Origin of the sequence: Marinobacter sp., from assembly GCF_041687235.1 — a bacterium.
Taxonomy (GTDB): Bacteria; Pseudomonadota; Gammaproteobacteria; order Pseudomonadales; family Oleiphilaceae; genus Marinobacter.
This window is the reverse complement of the sequence record NZ_JAWLCH010000001.1, coordinates 275,946-293,069: the sequence shown is the minus strand read 5'-3', so window position 1 is coordinate 293,069 and position 17,124 is coordinate 275,946. Positions and strand designations below refer to the sequence as shown.

The 17,124-nt window shown below is 60.8% G+C and carries 10 protein-coding genes; 7 read left to right on the top strand and 3 right to left on the bottom strand.

Annotated features, from left to right (window positions below):
* Window positions 1–154 precede the first annotated feature (154 nt).
* The gene (locus ACESMK_RS01205) at window positions 155–1,081 is read left to right on the top strand and encodes a LysR family transcriptional regulator (protein ID WP_008176622.1); all 927 of its coding nucleotides are present in this window, start codon (window positions 155–157) and stop codon (window positions 1,079–1,081) included.
* Window positions 1,082–1,092: 11 nt separating this feature from the next.
* Window positions 1,093–1,800, top strand: coding sequence for a dihydromonapterin reductase (gene folM, locus ACESMK_RS01200; RefSeq protein ID WP_372994456.1), 708 nt, complete (start codon window positions 1,093–1,095; stop codon window positions 1,798–1,800).
* Window positions 1,801–1,808: 8 nt separating this feature from the next.
* On the opposite strand, the gene ACESMK_RS01195 is transcribed toward folM, so the two are convergent.
* On the bottom strand, window positions 1,809–2,249 hold the full coding sequence (locus ACESMK_RS01195; protein ID WP_372994454.1) for a DUF4864 domain-containing protein: 441 nt from the start codon (window positions 2,247–2,249) through the stop codon (window positions 1,809–1,811).
* A gap of 140 nt (window positions 2,250–2,389) precedes the next feature.
* Between ACESMK_RS01195 and ACESMK_RS01190 the strand changes: the two genes are divergently transcribed.
* Window positions 2,390–2,680: a DUF6482 family protein gene (locus ACESMK_RS01190; RefSeq protein WP_372994452.1), complete on the top strand. Its 291-nt coding sequence runs from the start codon at window positions 2,390–2,392 to the stop codon at window positions 2,678–2,680.
* 19 nt (window positions 2,681–2,699) lie between these two features.
* On the opposite strand, the gene ACESMK_RS01185 is transcribed toward ACESMK_RS01190, so the two are convergent.
* The gene (locus ACESMK_RS01185) at window positions 2,700–3,485 is read right to left on the bottom strand and encodes an SDR family NAD(P)-dependent oxidoreductase (protein ID WP_372994450.1); all 786 of its coding nucleotides are present in this window, start codon (window positions 3,483–3,485) and stop codon (window positions 2,700–2,702) included.
* Between the two features lie 155 nt (window positions 3,486–3,640).
* Between ACESMK_RS01185 and recC the strand changes: the two genes are divergently transcribed.
* The 3 genes from recC to recD are packed head-to-tail and all read left to right on the top strand — an operon-like array spanning window position 3,641 to window position 13,235.
* Complete coding sequence (gene recC / locus ACESMK_RS01180) at window positions 3,641–7,249, top strand: exodeoxyribonuclease V subunit gamma (RefSeq protein ID WP_372994448.1); 3,609 nt, start codon at window positions 3,641–3,643, stop codon at window positions 7,247–7,249.
* A complete protein-coding gene (gene recB / locus ACESMK_RS01175) occupies window positions 7,246–10,971 on the top strand; it encodes an exodeoxyribonuclease V subunit beta (RefSeq protein ID WP_372994446.1) in 3,726 nt (1,241 codons plus the stop codon). Before recC ends, recB begins: the two co-directional genes overlap by 4 nt.
* Window positions 10,968–13,235: an exodeoxyribonuclease V subunit alpha gene (recD, locus tag ACESMK_RS01170; RefSeq protein WP_372994444.1), complete on the top strand. Its 2,268-nt coding sequence runs from the start codon at window positions 10,968–10,970 to the stop codon at window positions 13,233–13,235. The genes recB and recD overlap by 4 nt, the downstream gene beginning before the upstream one ends.
* Here recD and ACESMK_RS01165 read toward each other — a convergent pair.
* On the bottom strand, window positions 13,232–15,055 hold the full coding sequence (locus tag ACESMK_RS01165) for an ABCB family ABC transporter ATP-binding protein/permease (RefSeq protein WP_372994442.1): 1,824 nt from the start codon (window positions 15,053–15,055) through the stop codon (window positions 13,232–13,234). The two genes, recD and ACESMK_RS01165, sit on opposite strands and share 4 nt — an antisense overlap.
* A 298-nt stretch (window positions 15,056–15,353) precedes the next feature.
* Here ACESMK_RS01165 and ACESMK_RS01160 point away from each other — a divergent pair, with 298 nt between their 5' ends.
* Window positions 15,354–17,084, top strand: a complete 1,731-nt coding sequence (locus ACESMK_RS01160) for an ABC transporter transmembrane domain-containing protein (RefSeq protein ID WP_372995413.1) — start codon at window positions 15,354–15,356, stop codon at window positions 17,082–17,084.
* Window positions 17,085–17,124: the final 40 nt, after the last annotated feature.

Here is a 17,124-nt window from a genome sequence, read left to right as displayed (position 1 = left end):
GTTGGTAGTGTCCCCGAAATCTGGCGCAAATATCAGCGGTCTGCGAGACTTGTCAGGTATGTTTGGCAATCCCTGGCGGGCCAGAGACACAACTGCAAGGCCGGGGGAACGTTGCAATAACAATAATGATGAATAGCTGCGAGAGTTGAAAACTATGGTGAATTTGCGCGACTTTGATCTGAATTTGCTGGTAATTTTCGCCAACATCATGGAACAACGCTCGATTTCAAAAGTGGCCAGTGAGCTGGGGCTGTCGCCCTCGGCCGTCAGCCACGCGCTCGGGCGACTGCGCCTGATGCTCAATGATCAGCTGTTCTACCGCACAGCCAAGGGGCTGGAACCCACCGACAGAGCCAGAGAACTGATTGTTCAGGTAGAAGACGGCCTGTCTTACCTGTCGAGCGCGATCAGTGCCCAGCAGCAGTTTGTGCCAGCGGAGTCAAAGCGCGTGTTCAGCATGCAGGTGGCCAATTATATCTCCGGCTTTTTCCTGCCAAGTTTTTCCCGGCGAATTCGCGAAGAAGCGCCGAATATCACCATCGATATCCTGCCATTCTCCATTTCTACCGAGAGCTCCGAATGGGACCGGGTAGACGCGCAGATCCGTTTGACGCCGGGCCGTTTGAAGCCCAAGGCTGTGCGAAGTAAACGCCTGATGGCCGATGACGTTGTGGTGTTGATGCGACCAGACCATCCCAGCGCGTCGGAGCCAATGACTCCGGAACTCTATGCCAGGTTGCCCCATGTAAAGCTCTCCCAGGCGTCCACCGGAACAACGGTGATTGATGACGCCCTGGCCGGGCGGGGTTTTGAACGACATTCTGCGTTGATTGTGTCCAGCTGGGATGCCATTCCCGATATCCTTTTGAAAACAGATCTGATTGCCATAGCGCCACAGCGCCTGCTGGCCCTCGATCCGCGCCTCAAGCATCTCAAAGCCGCCCCGCTACCACTGGAAGAGGTCGTTTTCTCGTTTGATCTCTGCTGGGACCAGAACTCAGAGAAAGAATCCGGCCATAAATGGCTCTGCGAGACGATTATTGACGTATTCAATTCGGAGATTAAGCAGATTGAACCCTGATTGGAGATGTCATGACCGCACCTGTACTGATCACCGGCGCCGGCCAGAGAATTGGCCTGGCCTTCGCCAAAGCCTGCCTTGATCGTGGCCAGCCCATCATCGTTACCTACCGCACCTATCGCCCGGCCATCGATGCATTGCAGAAAGCGGGTGCCGAATGTCTCCACGCGGATTTTGCCACGAATAGGGGCATTGATGACTTTATCGAGGCCCTGAAAGCGCGGACGGACACACTGCGCGCGATTATCCACAATGCCTCGGACTGGCTACCGGAGAGCGAGGACTCGGATCCGGCAGACGTGATGAACGCGATGATGCAGATTCACGTGATGACGCCGTACCGGATCAACATCGCGTGCCGATCCATGCTAGAGCAGGGTGGTTCGACAACCGATATCATCCACATGACGGACTATGTGGTGGAAAAGGGCAGCGCGAAGCATATCGCCTATGCCGCCAGCAAAGCGGCTCTGGCCAATCTGACTCTGTCGTTCTCAAGGTTACTGGCGCCCAAAGTGAAGGTGAACGCGGTTGCGCCTTCCCTGATCATGTTCAACCCGGGCGATGGCGAGGCCTACCGGGAAAAAACCCTGAAAAAGTCACTGATGGGCATAGAACCGGGAGCTGAGGTCGCCGTCGCCACGTTGCAGTTTCTGCTGGACAACCCCTACATCACGGGCAGGACCCTTCCCCTGGACGGCGGGCGGCACCTGGCCTGATCCCCTTTTTAGATGCCCAGCTCGGCCGGCTGGAGTCTCACTCCGGCCACCTTCCAGGCACCTTCAGTGAGCACCATCCGGTAATAGGCGTCCCACCGCTTGCCTTCCGGTCCCTGCAATCGCACCACCTGGATTTCAAAGGCGCCATGGGGCACGCGCTGGGTAAATTCGATGGCCGTGGCGTTGTGCACAGCCGGGTAGGCTTCGCGAACCATATCCACGAACACCTGTGACGACCCGAACCGGCGCTTGATGCCTTCTGAAGCATAGGCCCAGGCCTGCTCCTGATCATCGTTTGCAAAGGCTTCAATCTGACGGAGGATGGTATCGCGGATTTCCGCATCCTTGTCGCTGGCGAGGGATTGGGACGACCAGACGATGGCAAATCCGATCGCAACCAACAGAGCCGGGATCAGCCACTTTCCGGTGGTGATATGTTGGTGACTCATGGTGGCACCTCTCTACTGATCTTCTTCTTACCAATACGGGGCGCCGTGCGAGCCGGATCCTTCTGATTGCTCATTTATTGACCTGATCAGATCCTTTGGACGTACCTATGGGATGACAACAAACTCGCGGGAGACTTCCGATGCATATGGACACCGGCGAACTGAAAGGCCACAAGCACGACACCATTTCCCTGCTGGAGATCGTCTCGATGGAAGGGCGCTACTATATGGCGCGATTCTATCTGGCCGAGCAGGGCTATGTGCTGACCGACGTCTACGACAAACCGCTTCTGTTTAACGGCGCGTGTGCGGTTCGCGACTATTTCCACGATTACCAGGTGGACCGCACGGAGGTGATTCCGCCCACCGGAACGGATGAAATGATTGGTATGCCGGACAGCAGCTCGGAAACCATGCGGGTCCCGCTCTAGGGCCCCGCTTTCTCCGCTATCAACTACCGGCAAACGACAGGGAATCCACCAGATCGGCGCCGTTGAACACGGCCCCGTGAAAATCACTCTCCGGAACCTGATTCAGCGTGAACACCAGTGCGCTGGCAGCCTGCTCGGCAGTCAGGCATTCCCCCGCTTCCAGGCGCCTGGCCAGCCACTCTGCGTGAGGCAGGTTTAGCTTACCAGCTTTCTCAACGTGGCTTCGGATTCCCGAAGTATCCACCAGCCCGGGCTGAAACAGACTCACCACCGGTCCGTCCGACATGGTGTCGAATTCCACGGACATCTGGCGCACCAGCCGACGCAGTGCCATTTTGCTGATCCCGTAACTTCCGGTTCCCGGCTGGGCGTGCTTGTCCATGCCCGCACCAATCATGACAATCCTCGAGGCGGGATCACCGCCTTTCAGCAGCGGCAGCAACGACTGGGTAAGCAGCATCGGGGCAGACACATTGACGGCCAGCGCTTCCTGGAAATCAATCAGGTCAAGGCTGGCAAAATCCGCCGCCGGTTCACCCACACCGGCACAATAGACAAAGGCTGAAAGATGATCGACCGCATCACTCACCTGTTGGGCCAGATTGCGGGTACTGGCGGGATCCGCCAGGTCGACGCCCAGTGTCATCACTTCACAGTCAGGTGCTTCGGCACGAAGTGTTTCCGCCACCGCCTCCAACTTCGCCAATGTACGGCCGGCAAGAATCAGATTATGGCCCCGGGCGGCAAGCTCCAGAGCCAGGGCCCGGCCAATGCCCGAACCGGCGCCGGTGATCAGTGTCCACATAATGCGTGTCTCCTTCGCAGATAGTTCACGACACCGCCTGTCGCAACGGGCCGTCATGATTTCCGGTGTTCGAACGTTTCAGACTGTCCGCATCTGTGGTCACATACGGTAACCTGTGGCAACAGGATTGAACTGCATATCAGACAAGGAAACCCATGGCCGCTTTGTCCACCGATAAACCCGCCCCCATCGAACCCGGGTTTCACGCGATTCACGCCAACCATCTGGAAGACCTGCGCCGGGCCGTTGTCTATATCTGCCGGCACAATCCCATGCCCCCGCTGCAGAGTGAAACTTTCCTGGTACAGAGTAACGGCATTGCCCAGTGGCTGAAGCTGGCGTTGGCGGAGAAGCGCACTGACGATGGCATAGAAGGCGGCCTGGGAATTGCCGCCGGCATGGACTTCCTGTTCCCGGCCCGGTTTATCTGGCAGGCCTACCGGGCGGTGCTCCCGGACGGCGAGGTGCCGGAACAGTCGCCCTTCGACAAGCGTCGCCTGGTGTGGCGGCTGTACCGGTTACTGCCCCGGCTGGTGGGTCAGGACGAGGCCTTTACCCCCCTGGCCCGGTTTCTGGAGGGTAACGATCCGGACCTGCGCAACTTCCAGCTGGCAGAAAAGGTAGCGGATCTGTTCGACCAGTATCAGGTGTTCCGGGCCGACTGGCTGGCTGCCTGGGAGCAGGGCAAGGACGTGATTATCACGGCCCGGGCAGAGGAAAAGCTGCTGGATGCGGAAACCCGCTGGCAACCGCTGCTCTGGCGCCGGCTGGTTGAGGATGTGGGCGCCGAAGCCCATACCAGCCGCTCGCAGATCCACACCCGGTTCATGGACCAGGGCCAACGCATCCCGGCGCCGGCCAACCCGGCCCGGCTACCAACTCGCATTGTCGTATTTGGCGTCTCGTCGCTGCCGCGACAAGCGCTGGAAGCCCTGTATGTACTGAGCCGGTTCAGTCAGGTGGTGCTGTGTGTTCACAACCCCTGCCAGTTTTACTGGGCCGATATCATCAGCGACCGGGAGCTGCTCACCGCCGAACGCAAACGGGGCAAAACCCATCCCGCGCTATCATCCGTTGAAGATCCCGACCAGCTGCACCAGCACGCCAATCCGCTGCTGGCCGCCTGGGGCAAGCAGGGCCGCGACTACATCCGGCTGCTGGACGAGTTCGATAACCCGGAGGAATACCGGGGCAGCTTCCAGACCCCGGACCGAAAAATCGATATCTTCTCGGACCATGGCAACGAGGACGCACCGCGCCTTCTGCACCAGCTGCAGAACGATATCCACAACCTGACGCCCCTGCAGGAAATCCGCCTGCAGCAGCGACAACTGGATCTGCAGCAGGATCATTCCCTGGCGTTCCATCAGGCCCACAGCCCCCAACGGGAAGTGGAAATTCTGCACGACCAGCTGCTGGCGGCCTTCAACGCCGACACCACGCTGCGGCCACGGGACGTCATCGTGATGGTGCCCGACATCAATGTGTACGCGCCACACATCCAGGCCGTGTTCGGCCGTTATCAGCCCGGTCGGAAGCGCCATATCCCCTTCACCATTTCCGACCAGGGTCAGCGTCACCATGAACCGGTGCTGATTGCCCTGGAAACGCTGATGTCATTGCCCCGCAGCCGATTCGCGGTCAGTGAGATCATCAGTCTGCTGGAGGTGCCGGGCATACGGGACCGTTTCGGTATCAGCGAAGAGGAAATCCCCCTGGCCCGGCGCTGGGTAGAGGGCGCCAATATCCGCTGGGGGCTGCACGGCCGGCACCGGGAAAGTCTGGACCTGCCGGCGGAACTGGAGCGCAATACCTGGCAATCCGGCCTGCGGGCCATGCTGCTGGGTTATGGCATGGGCGACGACGAGCCGTGGGGTGGCGTGGAACCCTTCGGCGAGATCGGAGGCCTTCAGGCCAGCCTGGCGGGCCGCCTGAACGACTTTGTGCATCAACTGGAAACCCTCTGGCGGGCGCTGCAGACCAATCGCACGCCCGAAGACTGGGAGCGCCTGTTTTCAGAGATGCTCGGGCAGTTTTTCCACCAGGTGGAAGGCAGCGACCTGTTGCTGCTGAACCGGTTCCGCCGCCAGCTGGAACAGTGGCTGGATGATGCGATGGCGGCAGGCCTTGAGGGCCAGACGCTGCCCCTGAACATCGTCAAGGATGTCTTGCTGGAAGGGCTGGACGAAGGCGGTCTCAACCAGCGTTTCCTGGCCGGCAAGGTCAATTTCGCCACCCTGATGCCCATGCGGGCCATACCCTTCCGAAAGGTGTGCCTGCTGGGCATGAACGACGGTGACTACCCCCGTTCACGACCGCCGGTGGATTTCGACCTCATGGCCCAGGATTACCGCCCGGGGGACCGCTCGCGGCGGGAAGACGACCGCTACCTGTTCCTGGAAGCCCTGTTGTCCGCCCGGGAACAGCTGTACATCAGCTGGGTTGGCCGTAGCATCAGGGACGATTCGGAACGGCCACCGTCGGTGCTGGTAGGCCAGCTTCAGGATCATCTGGACAGCCTGTGGTCGGTCGCCGGGCAACCGGAAACAAAGGTCACCGACGCCCTGACCACACAACATCCGCTGCAACCCTTCAGCCGGGCCTATTTCCCGAAAACCAACGGACTGGGTGAGGCTGAAAACAGCCAGCCCCGGCCCCTGAATGACATACTGCAGGCCCGCCAACTGTTTACCTATGAACGGGAATGGCGCAGTGCCCATGGTGTTGAGTCTGGAGAACAGACGCAATCTGCCCTTCCGTACCAGCCCCCCGAGGAGCCCATCAGCCTCAACGATCTGGCGGCTTTCCTGAAAAAGCCCATCGACACCTTTTACCAGCGTCGCCTGCAGGTGCGTTTCGAGGATGTCGAGGACGACGACACCGACAACGAGAATTTCGATCTGGACGGCCTCGACCGCTGGCGCCTGGACAACGAACTGATTCAGGAAGGGCTGCTGAAAGCCAGCAATGAAGAAGAGCTGGACGAACGATTGCAGACGACTCTGGACCGGATGGCCCGACGCGGGGACCTGGGCATGGGAGTGACCGAGCACAGACTGCGGTCCGAGCTGGCCGGTCGCTTGCCGGACCTGTTCGAGCGTTACCAGACCGCGCTGGCAGAGTGGCCCGAGGCAGTCGCCGAGCCGCTGCCTTTTGACTACCGGTATGAGAATGCCCTGGGCTCGGTAGCCGTTGCCGATCTGATCGACGGCCTTCGCTGCAACGCCGGGGGCGAATTGTGCCGGCTGGTGGTGGCCAGTTCCAGCCTGCTGAGCGGCTCCGGATCGGGCAGGAAAGTACGCTACGCCAACCTGATGCGGGACTGGCTGATTCATCTGGCCGGGCAACTGGGCGGGCAGCCGTTCGAAACCCTGGTTCTGGGCAAGGAGGAGGGCCGCCGGTTCCGCTTTGCAGCGTTGGCTCCGGAACAGGCCAGACCGCTGTTCGAGGCGGTGCTCACCCGATGGATGGAAGCCACCACCCGGGCCTTGCCCATTCACTGCGAGGCCGGCTTTGCCTGGATCACCAGTTTCAACGGCGGTAAAAAGTATGTCGGTGACCACGAGCGGGCTATCAGCGAGGCAGAGCAGGCCTATACCATCGCTCTGGAGCGGGACACCGGTTACCTGATGGGCGCGTTCGAAACCCCGGAACGGCTCATGGCCAGCGGCGAATTCGAGGCCCTGTTGCATCAGCTCTACGTGCCGGTTTGGGAAGCCGAGCAGGGCAAGTCAGCGGCGGATCAGATCGGGAGTATGGAATGACGGAACAGATGAGCAACCGGAACCCGAACCTGGATCCATTGGCCCTGGCCCTGAACGGCAGTGCCCTGATCGAGGCCAGTGCCGGCACCGGCAAAACCTTCACCATTGCCATTCTGTACGTGCGCCTGGTGCTTGGCCACGGCCAGCCACCCGACAGCCCGTTGCAGAACCTGCTGCCTCCCAACCTGCTGGTGGTGACCTTTACCGAGGCCGCCACCAAGGAGCTGCGTGAACGTATACGCACGCGGCTCACCCAGGCCGCCGAGGTGTTCTCGGAGGCTGATGACGAGCCCAACCCGCCCGCGGAAACGGCGCTGATCTATCAGCTACGGGATGAAAGCTACCCGGATCCGGCCAGCTGGCCGGAATGCCGCAAGAAGCTGCTGCTGGCCGCCGAGTGGATGGACGAGGCGGCGGTATCCACCATACACAGTTTCTGCAATCGCATGCTCAGCGAGCACGCCTTCGACAGCGGCAGCCTGTTCAAACTTACGCTGGAAACCGACCAGAGTGAGCTACTGGACGAGGTTGCCCGGGATTACTGGCGCACCTTTGTCTATCCATTACCCCCGGCGCTGATGGACGAGGCCCTGAGCCACTGGAAAACGCCCGGGGATCTGCGCCAGGGTGTTCGCAACCTGATCGACGATCCCCAGAGCCTGGGCACACCGCCGGAGAGCGTTTACCAGGCCATCGATCAGGTGGTCAGGCGGCGTCTGGAACAGTCGCAGGCCCTGAAGGCTCACCCCTGGAGCGAATGGCGCGGGGAAGTCATCGAGCTGTTGAACGACCTGAACAAGAGCAAACGGCTTCACGGCGCCAGCAAGAACGCCATGGTCAAGGTCTGGGACTTTCTGGCCGCCTGGGCGGAATCGGACGAGCTGTTGCCCGAAAAAATCGATAGTGCCGCCGGCTACAAAAATCAGACGCCCGAGGGTCTCGACAAGATTCTCAAGGGCGATGAATCCGCCCCCCATCACCCTGCTTTCGACGCCATCGAAGCGCTGCTGGTTTTCAGCCAGAACCAGCCCAGCGCCAAATCCGATATCCTGCGCCACGCCAGCCACTGGATTGCCGAGCGGCTGGAGTCGGAAAAGCAGAAGCGCTCGGAAATGGGCTTTGACGATCTGCTCACCCGGCTGGACGATGCCCTGCACGGTCCCCGTGGCGACCAGCTGGCGGCCACCATCCGTCGCCAGTTTCCGGTGGCCCTGATCGACGAATTCCAGGACACCGACCCGGTGCAGTACCGCATTTTCGACCGTATCTATGATGTAGAAAGCGCCGACGCCAGCACCTGCCTGCTGATGATCGGGGATCCCAAGCAGGCCATTTACGGCTTCCGGGGTGCCGATATCTACACCTACCTGCAGGCCAGACAGGGCGTGAAAGAGCGAACCTACACACTCGGTAAGAACTTCCGCTCCGCCAAAACCATGGTGGCGGCGGTCAACCGGGTATTTGAACACAGTGACCAACACAGCCGGGACGGCGCCTTCCTGTTCGGCAAGGGCGACACCTCACCGCTGCCGTTCCAGGGTGTGGACGCCAACGGCACCAAACGAAGCTGGTCGATCGACGGAGAAGTGCAACCCAGCCTGGTGTTCTGGACCCACGAATCGGGGGAAGAGGACAGGGACGGCAACCCCAAAGGCATAGCCAAGGGCACCGCCACGGTCGATGTGGCGGAAACCTGCGCCAGCGAGATCGCCCGTTTGCTGACCCTGGGCCAGGCCGGGCAGGCGGGCTTTGCCTTGCCGGAACATCCGGAGGATCTGGAGCCAGTTGCCCCGAAAGACATCGCGATACTGGTCAACAACCGCAACGAGGCCAGCGCGGTGCGGGACGCACTGGGTCGCCGGCGCATCAAGAGCGTCTACCTGTCAGACCGGGATTCAGTGCTAACCTCCCGGGAATCCAGAGAAATACTGTGCTGGCTGCGGGCGTTTGCCGAGCCCCGGCAACTGGCTTACATCCGCGCGGCACTGGCCACGCCCACCCTGGGTCGGTCCTGGCATGCCCTGAATCAGCTGCTCACCGACGAGCTCGTGCTGGAGCGGGAAATCGAGCGCTTTATCGGTTACCAGCAGCAATGGCAGAAGCAGGGTGTGCTGCCCATGCTGCGCAGTTTCCTGATGGATTTCGAGGTGCCGGGCCGGTTGCTGCAACGGCCCGACGGCGAGCGGCGGCTGACCGACATCCTCCATATTGCCGAATTGCTGCAGCAGGACAGCCTGCAACTGGACGGCGAACATGCCCTGGTGCACCACTACACCCAGATCCTGCGGGCGGCCGACGAGGAAGACGAACACCGTACCCTGCGGCTGGAAAGCGATGCCGGTCTGGTAAAGGTCATCACCGTGCACAAATCCAAGGGTCTGGAGTACCCCCTGGTGTTCCTGCCTTTCGGCACCGCCTTTCGCGCCCAGAGTGAAAAGCAGGCTTTCGTGCGCTATCACGATCAGCAGGGCAGGCTGGTCACCGTGTTCGACCCCGCGCCGGAGGACGTGGCCAGGGCCGACCAGGAACGCCTGGGCGAAGATATCCGTAAACTCTACGTGGCTCTGACCCGGGCCCGGTTCGCCACCTGGGTCGGCACGGCGGCCCTGGACAACTGGCAGCAAAGCGGTCTGGGCTACCTGATTGCCGGCGATGGGCAGAGCCGTATCAGCGACTGCCTGAGTCAGCTGGCCCAGGGCAGAGCAGAGATCCGGATTACCCCGTTACCGGATCCGGACGAGACGCAATATCACGAGCAGGCCCCCGAGGCCCTCGGCCCGGCGCTGGTCTCCTCCCGGGAGGCAAAAGAGGACTGGTGGATTGCCAGTTACTCGTCCATCGAGTACACCGGCATGACCGGCACCGGGATCGCCTTCACCGGTGAGGTGGAAGACGCCCAGACCCAGAACCTGCTGGAAGAAAGCAGCCAGGAGGCAGGGGAAGAGGCGGAACCGATCGCTACGCACCGCAACCAGCACAACTTTCCCAAAGGCGCCGGCCCCGGCACCTTCCTGCACGAATTGCTGGAGTGGTGCACACAGCAGGGGTTCCAGCGGGTTGTGGATAACCCCCCACTGCTTCATGAGCAACTGACCCGCCGCTGCGGAACCCGTGGCTGGAGTGACTGGGTGGAACCGCTGGAGCGTTGGCTGCTGGCATTGATCAGCAGGCCCTTGAGCCTCGACCGGGCTGGCACAGAAGGGGTCAGCCTGGCGAACCTGACCACCCTGCGCCCGGAACTGGAGTTCTGGTTTGAGAGCCGCAACGTCAGCGTCCGGAAACTGGACCAGCTGGTGACCGCGCACACCCTGAACGGCGCAGACCGGCCCCGGGTGGAGGAGACCCGATTCAACGGCATGCTCAAGGGCTTTATCGACCTGGTGTTCGAACACAACGGGCAGTATTACGTGCTGGACTACAAATCCAATACCCTGGGCGAGGATGACAGCGCCTATACCGACCAGGCCATGGGCAACGCCATTCTGGATAAACGCTACGACCTGCAATACGTGCTCTATCTGCTGGCCCTGCACCGGCTGCTGAAAGCCCGTTTGCCGGATTACGACTACGACCGGCACATTGGCGGCGCGGTTTACCTGTTCCTGCGAGGCGTTGATTCCGCCAGCGGCGGTGCCTTCACCGACAAACCACCCAGAGCCCTGATTGAACAGCTGGATGCCTTTTTCGATGGCGAGACCTTGGCCAGGGAGGTGGCTGCATGAGCCGTTCCCGTTCTCAAACCGGAAAATCCGACCACCAGATTGATCTGTTCGCGGAGGACATCGCCCCGGAAAGGTCGACCATGACGGCAACCGGTGACAACACTGTCGATATCAACAACCTGCTCACCAGCCCGGATAAAACCGAGGCTCTGCTGCTGCACTGGCAACAGGCGGAGTGGATACGCCCGCTGGATGTGGGTTTCGCCCGGCTGATCAGGCAGCTGTCGGAAGAGCAGGGCGAAAACCCGAATCCCGTGGTTCTGCTGCTGGCAGCGCTGGTCTCCCATCAGGTGGGTCGCGGCCATGTTTGCGTTGACCTGGGCCACCTCCTTGCCGATGCAGGGCATACCCTGTCACTGCCGCCGGAAGAGTCGATTCACGAGCCACTCACCGATTCCGGCGCCGATGAACCGGACCAGCCCAAACCCGCCGAAGTTCTCGCACTTGTGACGCTTCCGGAATGTTTAAGCATACTGAAAAAGGCATGTGCTGTAAGTGATGGCTCACTAACAACACCACTGGTGCTGAACGAGACCCGCCTTTACCTGCGGAGATTCTGGCGCTACGAGCAACGCATTGCTGACGGCATCATGCACCGCCTGGCTCTGCCATCCGCCCTGGCAGATCCGGAATCCGGACCGGCCCAAACCCTGTCCCGCGCGCTCGGCCAGTTGTTCCGGTCGTCAGAACCGGTGGATTACCAGAAGCTGGCCTGCGCCCTGGCGGCCCGGAACCGTTTCGCGGTTATTACCGGCGGTCCTGGCACGGGCAAGACCACCACCGTGGTCAACCTGCTGGCAGCCTTGCAGGCGGTCGCCGGAGAATCCCCCGAACGGGCCGGCCGCAAATTCCGCATCCGCCTGGCCGCCCCCACCGGCAAGGCGGCCGCCCGCCTGAACGAATCCATCGGTGGTGCGGTCAGCCGATTGCCCCTTGCCGAGCTGCCCGGCAACGTGGAGCTGGCTGATATTCCCACGAGGGTTACCACACTGCACCGGTTGCTGGGCAGCCGGCCGGATACCCGGAAATTCCGCCATAACCGCGACAACCCACTGCTGGTGGATATCCTGGTGATCGACGAGGCCTCGATGGTGGACGTCGACCTGATGGCGTCGGTATTCGATGCCCTGCCCGCCAACGCCCAGCTGATCCTGCTGGGCGATAAGGACCAGCTGGCCTCGGTGGATGCCGGCGCGGTACTGGGTGAGCTGTGCCAGCGGGCTTTGCAGGCCCACTACACCCCGGAAACGACGCAGTGGCTGGCCGCCATGACCCGTAGCCAGATACCGGAGTCCTTGGAGGACGCAACCGGCCAGCCCATGGACCAGGCCGTGGCCATGCTGCGCAAGAGTTACCGGTTCCGGGAAGACAGCGGCATCCGGGCGTTCGCGGAAGCTGTGAATACCAATGCCCTTGATAGCACCATGTTGCGCCAGATCCGGGAAGCGGCCTTCGACGACGTCATCCTGCTCACCGGCCAATCCGGAAAGCCGGACCCGGACGACACCCTGGACCTGGTGTGTCGCCATGCCATCACCGGCTCACCGGAAGCCTTCCGCAATGCGGGGCAGGGTCGACATGTGAACGGCCAGATCCTGCCACCACCCGTTGGTTACCGCCATTATCTGGAACGGTTACAGAATCACGGCCTGAACGAAAACAGCCCTCGCGAAGACTGGGATGCGATGGCGTTACAGCTCCTTGAAGCCTTCAGTGATTTCCAGGTGCTCTGTGCCCTGCGCAAGGGCCCCTGGGGCGTGGAAGGACTGAACGACCGGATCGCACGACAGTTACTGGCGGAAAAGCTGATCCCAAGGGCAGAAGGCTGGTACCCGGGCAGACCGGTGTTGATTACCGGTAACGACTACAACCTGGGCCTGATGAACGGCGACATCGGCATTACCGTCAGCGTGCCCTGGGACCGAACCGAGACCGGCGAACCCAGATACACCCTGCGAGTGGCGTTCCCCAGCAGCGACACCCCTGGCGGTATCCGCTGGATCTCGCCCAGTCGTCTGCAGCAGCTGGAAACCGTGTATGCCATGACGGTGCACAAATCCCAGGGTTCCGAGTTCAACCACACCTGCCTGGTGCTGCCAGACCGCCTCAGCCCCGTCCTGACGAGGGAACTGATCTACACCGGCATCACCCGGGCCCGGAACTGGTTCAGCCTGATTACCGGCACCCAGGAGGTTCTGAGGGACGCTGTCGGGCAGCAGGTAGTCCGGGCCTCCGGCCTGGCCGAAAGGCTCAGGGCGAACTAGTCACTGGCGTCCTTTTTGTCGTTACTGCCTTCTTCGTCACGGCTGTGCTGCTGCGCCCAGAGATGGGCGTAGTAACCACCAGCGGCCAACAACTCGTTGTGACTGCCACCCTCGACAATTCGTCCGGCGTCCATCACCAAGATGGTATTGGCATCCCGGATGGTCGACAGCCGATGGGCAATCACCAGCGTGGTCCGTTGCTGGCTGACTTCGTTGAGCGCGCCAAGGATCGCCTGCTCCGACAGTGAATCCAGGGAGGAAGTGGCCTCATCCAGAATCAGCAAAGGCGGGTTCTTCAGAATTACCCGGGCAATGGCCACCCGCTGTTTTTCGCCTCCGGAGAGCTTGAGGCCGCGTTCGCCCACCTTCGTTTCGTATCCCTCCGGCAGGCTGTGGATAAAGTCTTCCAGGTGAGCCATCCGGGCCGCCCGATAGACCTCTTCCTCGCTGGCCTCCGGCCGACCATAAGCCAGGTTCCGGTACAGGGTATCGTTGAACAGCACCGTATCCTGGGGCACCACACCAATCGCCGATCGCAGGCTGTCCTGGCTCACGTTACGGATATCCTGGCCGTCGATACGGATGGCGCCCTGATCGACGTCGTAAAAACGGAATAGCAGGCGGGCGAGGGTGGATTTTCCGGCACCACTGGCCCCCACCACAGCTACCTTGTGGCCAGCGGGAATAGAGAAATTCACATCCCGCAGGATCGCCCGATCCGCGCGGTAGGCAAAGTGAATATGGTCAAACTGGACTTCACCTCGATCCACAACCAGCTCGGTGGCATCCGGGGCATCTTCAATGGCGGGTTTATCCCCCAGCAGTTTGAACAGCCGCTCGACATTCACCAGGGCCTGGCGGATTTCCCGATAGACAAAGCCCAGGGCGTTCAGGGGAATGAACAGCTGGAGCAGGTAGGCATTGATCATGGTGAAATCCCCCAGGGTGATCTCACCGCTGGCCACTTCCTGAACAGCCATAGCCATGATCACGATCATCGCCAGACCGATAATCAATGCCTGACCGGAGTTCAGCGCGGCCAGGGACAGCCGGTTTTTCAGCCGGGCCTGTTCCCAGTCGTCCAGATCGACGTCATATAACTGCGCCTCATAGCGTTCATTGTTGAAGTATTTGACGGTTTCATAGTTCAGCAGGCTGTCGATCGCCCGCGAGTTCGACTGGTTATCCCGTGCGTTGGCTTCGCGCACGAATTTGGTCCGCCACTCGGTGATCTTGATGGAGAAGACCACATACACCACCACCGCCACCAGGATGGCCACAACATAAGTGACGTTGAACGCGACAAAAAGAATGCCGGCCACCAGCAGGATTTCCAGGAGGGTGGGCACGATGTTGAACAGGGTAAAGCGCAGCAGGAAGCTGATGCCGTTGGTGCCCCGCTCGATATCCCGGGCCAGGCCACCGGTCTTGCGGTCCAGGTGGAAGGCCAGTTCCCGGTTATGAAGGTGCTCGAATACCCTCAGGGACACCCGCCGCATGGCCCGCTCTGCCACCCGCGCGAAAACCGCATCCCGAAGCTCATTGAACAGGGTGGCGCCAAAGCGCAACGCGCCGTAGGCAACCACCAGAACCACCGGAATCCACAGCAGCATATCGGCCCCCCGGCTCTGGTCCAGGTAATCGACGATGTATTTCAGGGCGATGGGTGTGGCCACCGTCGCCAGTTTCGCCAGTACCAGCAAGGCCAGCGCAAGCGCGACCCGGCCCCGGAATTCCGCCAGATAGGGCCAGAGGCCTGAAATGATTTTCCAGTCCGGTTTATGATCTGCCGGGTAGTCGTTGTCGGCGTAGGCGCGCACTGGGAATATCCTTTAATAATGTTGTCGGATTACGCTGGGCTAATCCGACCTACGGTTTACGGTCTGACTCCGGCTTCGGGCGTTGCTGGCTCCTGGTAGGTCGGATTAGCGCAGCGTAATCCGACAGTGCTCTCCACACCAACAATAGTCGATGCTCTATAACAGGAGTTCCTGCCAGCGAAAGCCAGGGGAGCTCAGGTATGATAAGTCCTGTTCCAAGACGAAACCGTATTAGAGCTGGAGTCTACAGTAGCCATCACCGTGGAGGCACATCATTAACACTCGTCACCGCAAGGCCCTGAAACTGGTTATCGACTTTATCAGCCCCTATCGCCGGGCTGTCGCCGGTGCCCTGGTGGCGCTGATCTTCACCGCCGGTATTACGCTCGGCTTAGGGCAGGGTTTACGTATCCTTGTGGATCAGGGATTAGCCACCGAGTCGCCGGAAAATCTGGCCAGGGCCATCGGGCTGTTTTTCATACTGGTGCTGGGTCTGGCGTTCGGGTCGTTTGCCCGGTTCTATCTGGTGTCCTGGATCGGCGAGCGGGTAGTGGCGGATATTCGCAAGAAAGTCTTCAACCACCTGATTGATCTTCATCCGGGTTTCTTCGAGCAGAACCGGGCCCTGGAAATCCAGTCGCGGTTTACTGCCGATACCACCGTTCTCCAGTCGGTGATTGGCTCCACCGTATCCATTGCCCTGCGTAACACCCTGATGCTGATCGGGGGGCTGCTCCTGCTGTTCATTACCAACGCCAAGCTGGCCAGCATCATTCTGCTGGGTTTTCCGCTGGTGATTGCCCCCATCCTGTTCTTTGGCCGGCGGGTAAGGGCACTTTCCCGTTTAAGCCAGGACCGGGTGGCCGATGTGGGCAGTTATGTGGGTGAGAACCTCACGCAGATCAAGACGGTTCAGGCCTTTAACCATCAGCCCCACGACCGTCGCTATTTTTCCGAGGTATCGGAACGGGCCTTCGACATTGCCCGGCAGCGTATCCGGCAGCGGGCCTGGCTGACCACGTTGGCCATTTCCCTGGTGATGGGCGCGGTTGGGATAGTCATCTGGATAGGTGGGCTGGATGTGATTCACGGTCGTATCAGCCCCGGTGAACTGGCGGCCTTCGTGTTTTACAGCCTGCTGGTGGGCGTTGCTGCCGGTGCCATCAGCGAGGTGATTGGAGAACTGCAAAGGGCAGCGGGTTCGGCGGCCCGGCTGTTCGAGCTGCTACAGACCGAGCCGGCGTTTGAACGCAGAGAGACAACCCGGAATCTTTCCGATCCTGTTCAGGGGAGGATTCAGATCGACCACCTGAGCTTCAGTTATCCCGACCGTTCGAAACAACCGGCACTGACCGATCTGACTCTGGAAATCAGAGCCGGAGAAACCCTGGCTCTCGTGGGCCCGTCCGGCGCCGGCAAATCGACGCTGTTCGATCTGTTACTGCACTTCTACCAGCCAACGGAGGGCAGAATCCTCATCGACGGGATGGACACCGCCGAATGGTCACTCGATGCCCTGCGCCGGTGTTTTGCCCTGGTACCCCAGAATCCCGCCCTGTTTCATGGCACCGTGGCCGACAACATCCGTTACGCAAGGCCCGATGCCAGCCAGCAGGACGTCGAGCAGGCCGCGAAGATCGCCCATGCCCACGATTTTATCCAGGCTCTGCCAAAAGGCTACGAAACCCGGCTTGGAGATGCCGGCCTGGGCCTGTCAGGCGGCCAGAAACAGCGCCTTGCCATCGCCCGCGCGTTGCTGGCCGATGCTCCTATCCTGTTGCTGGATGAAGCCACCAGCGCCCTGGATGCCGAAAGTGAAAACCTGATCCAGCAGGCCATGCCGGCGCTCACGGCGGAGCGTACCACCCTGGTCATTGCCCATCGACTGGCCACGGTGCGAGACGCTGACCGTATTGCGGTACTGGACCAGGGACGCCTGCTGGCAGTGGGCAGCCATGATGAACTGATGCGCCATAACGCTCTCTATCAGCGGCTGGCCAAACTGCAATTCCGGGACGATGCTGCCTGAGGGCGACAATAGTCGGTTTGTTTCCTGAGACCGTACTACT

Coding starts and splice junctions, on each gene's coding strand:
- ACESMK_RS01205 (WP_008176622.1), top strand. CDS start 155: ATGGTGAATTTGCGCGACTTTGATCTGAATTTGCTGGTAATTTTCGCC.
- folM (WP_372994456.1), top strand. CDS start 1,093: ATGACCGCACCTGTACTGATCACCGGCGCCGGCCAGAGAATTGGCCTG.
- ACESMK_RS01195 (WP_372994454.1), bottom strand. CDS start 2,249: ATGAGTCACCAACATATCACCACCGGAAAGTGGCTGATCCCGGCTCTG.
- ACESMK_RS01190 (WP_372994452.1), top strand. CDS start 2,390: ATGCATATGGACACCGGCGAACTGAAAGGCCACAAGCACGACACCATT.
- ACESMK_RS01185 (WP_372994450.1), bottom strand. CDS start 3,485: ATGTGGACACTGATCACCGGCGCCGGTTCGGGCATTGGCCGGGCCCTG.
- recC (WP_372994448.1), top strand. CDS start 3,641: ATGGCCGCTTTGTCCACCGATAAACCCGCCCCCATCGAACCCGGGTTT.
- recB (WP_372994446.1), top strand. CDS start 7,246: ATGACGGAACAGATGAGCAACCGGAACCCGAACCTGGATCCATTGGCC.
- recD (WP_372994444.1), top strand. CDS start 10,968: ATGAGCCGTTCCCGTTCTCAAACCGGAAAATCCGACCACCAGATTGAT.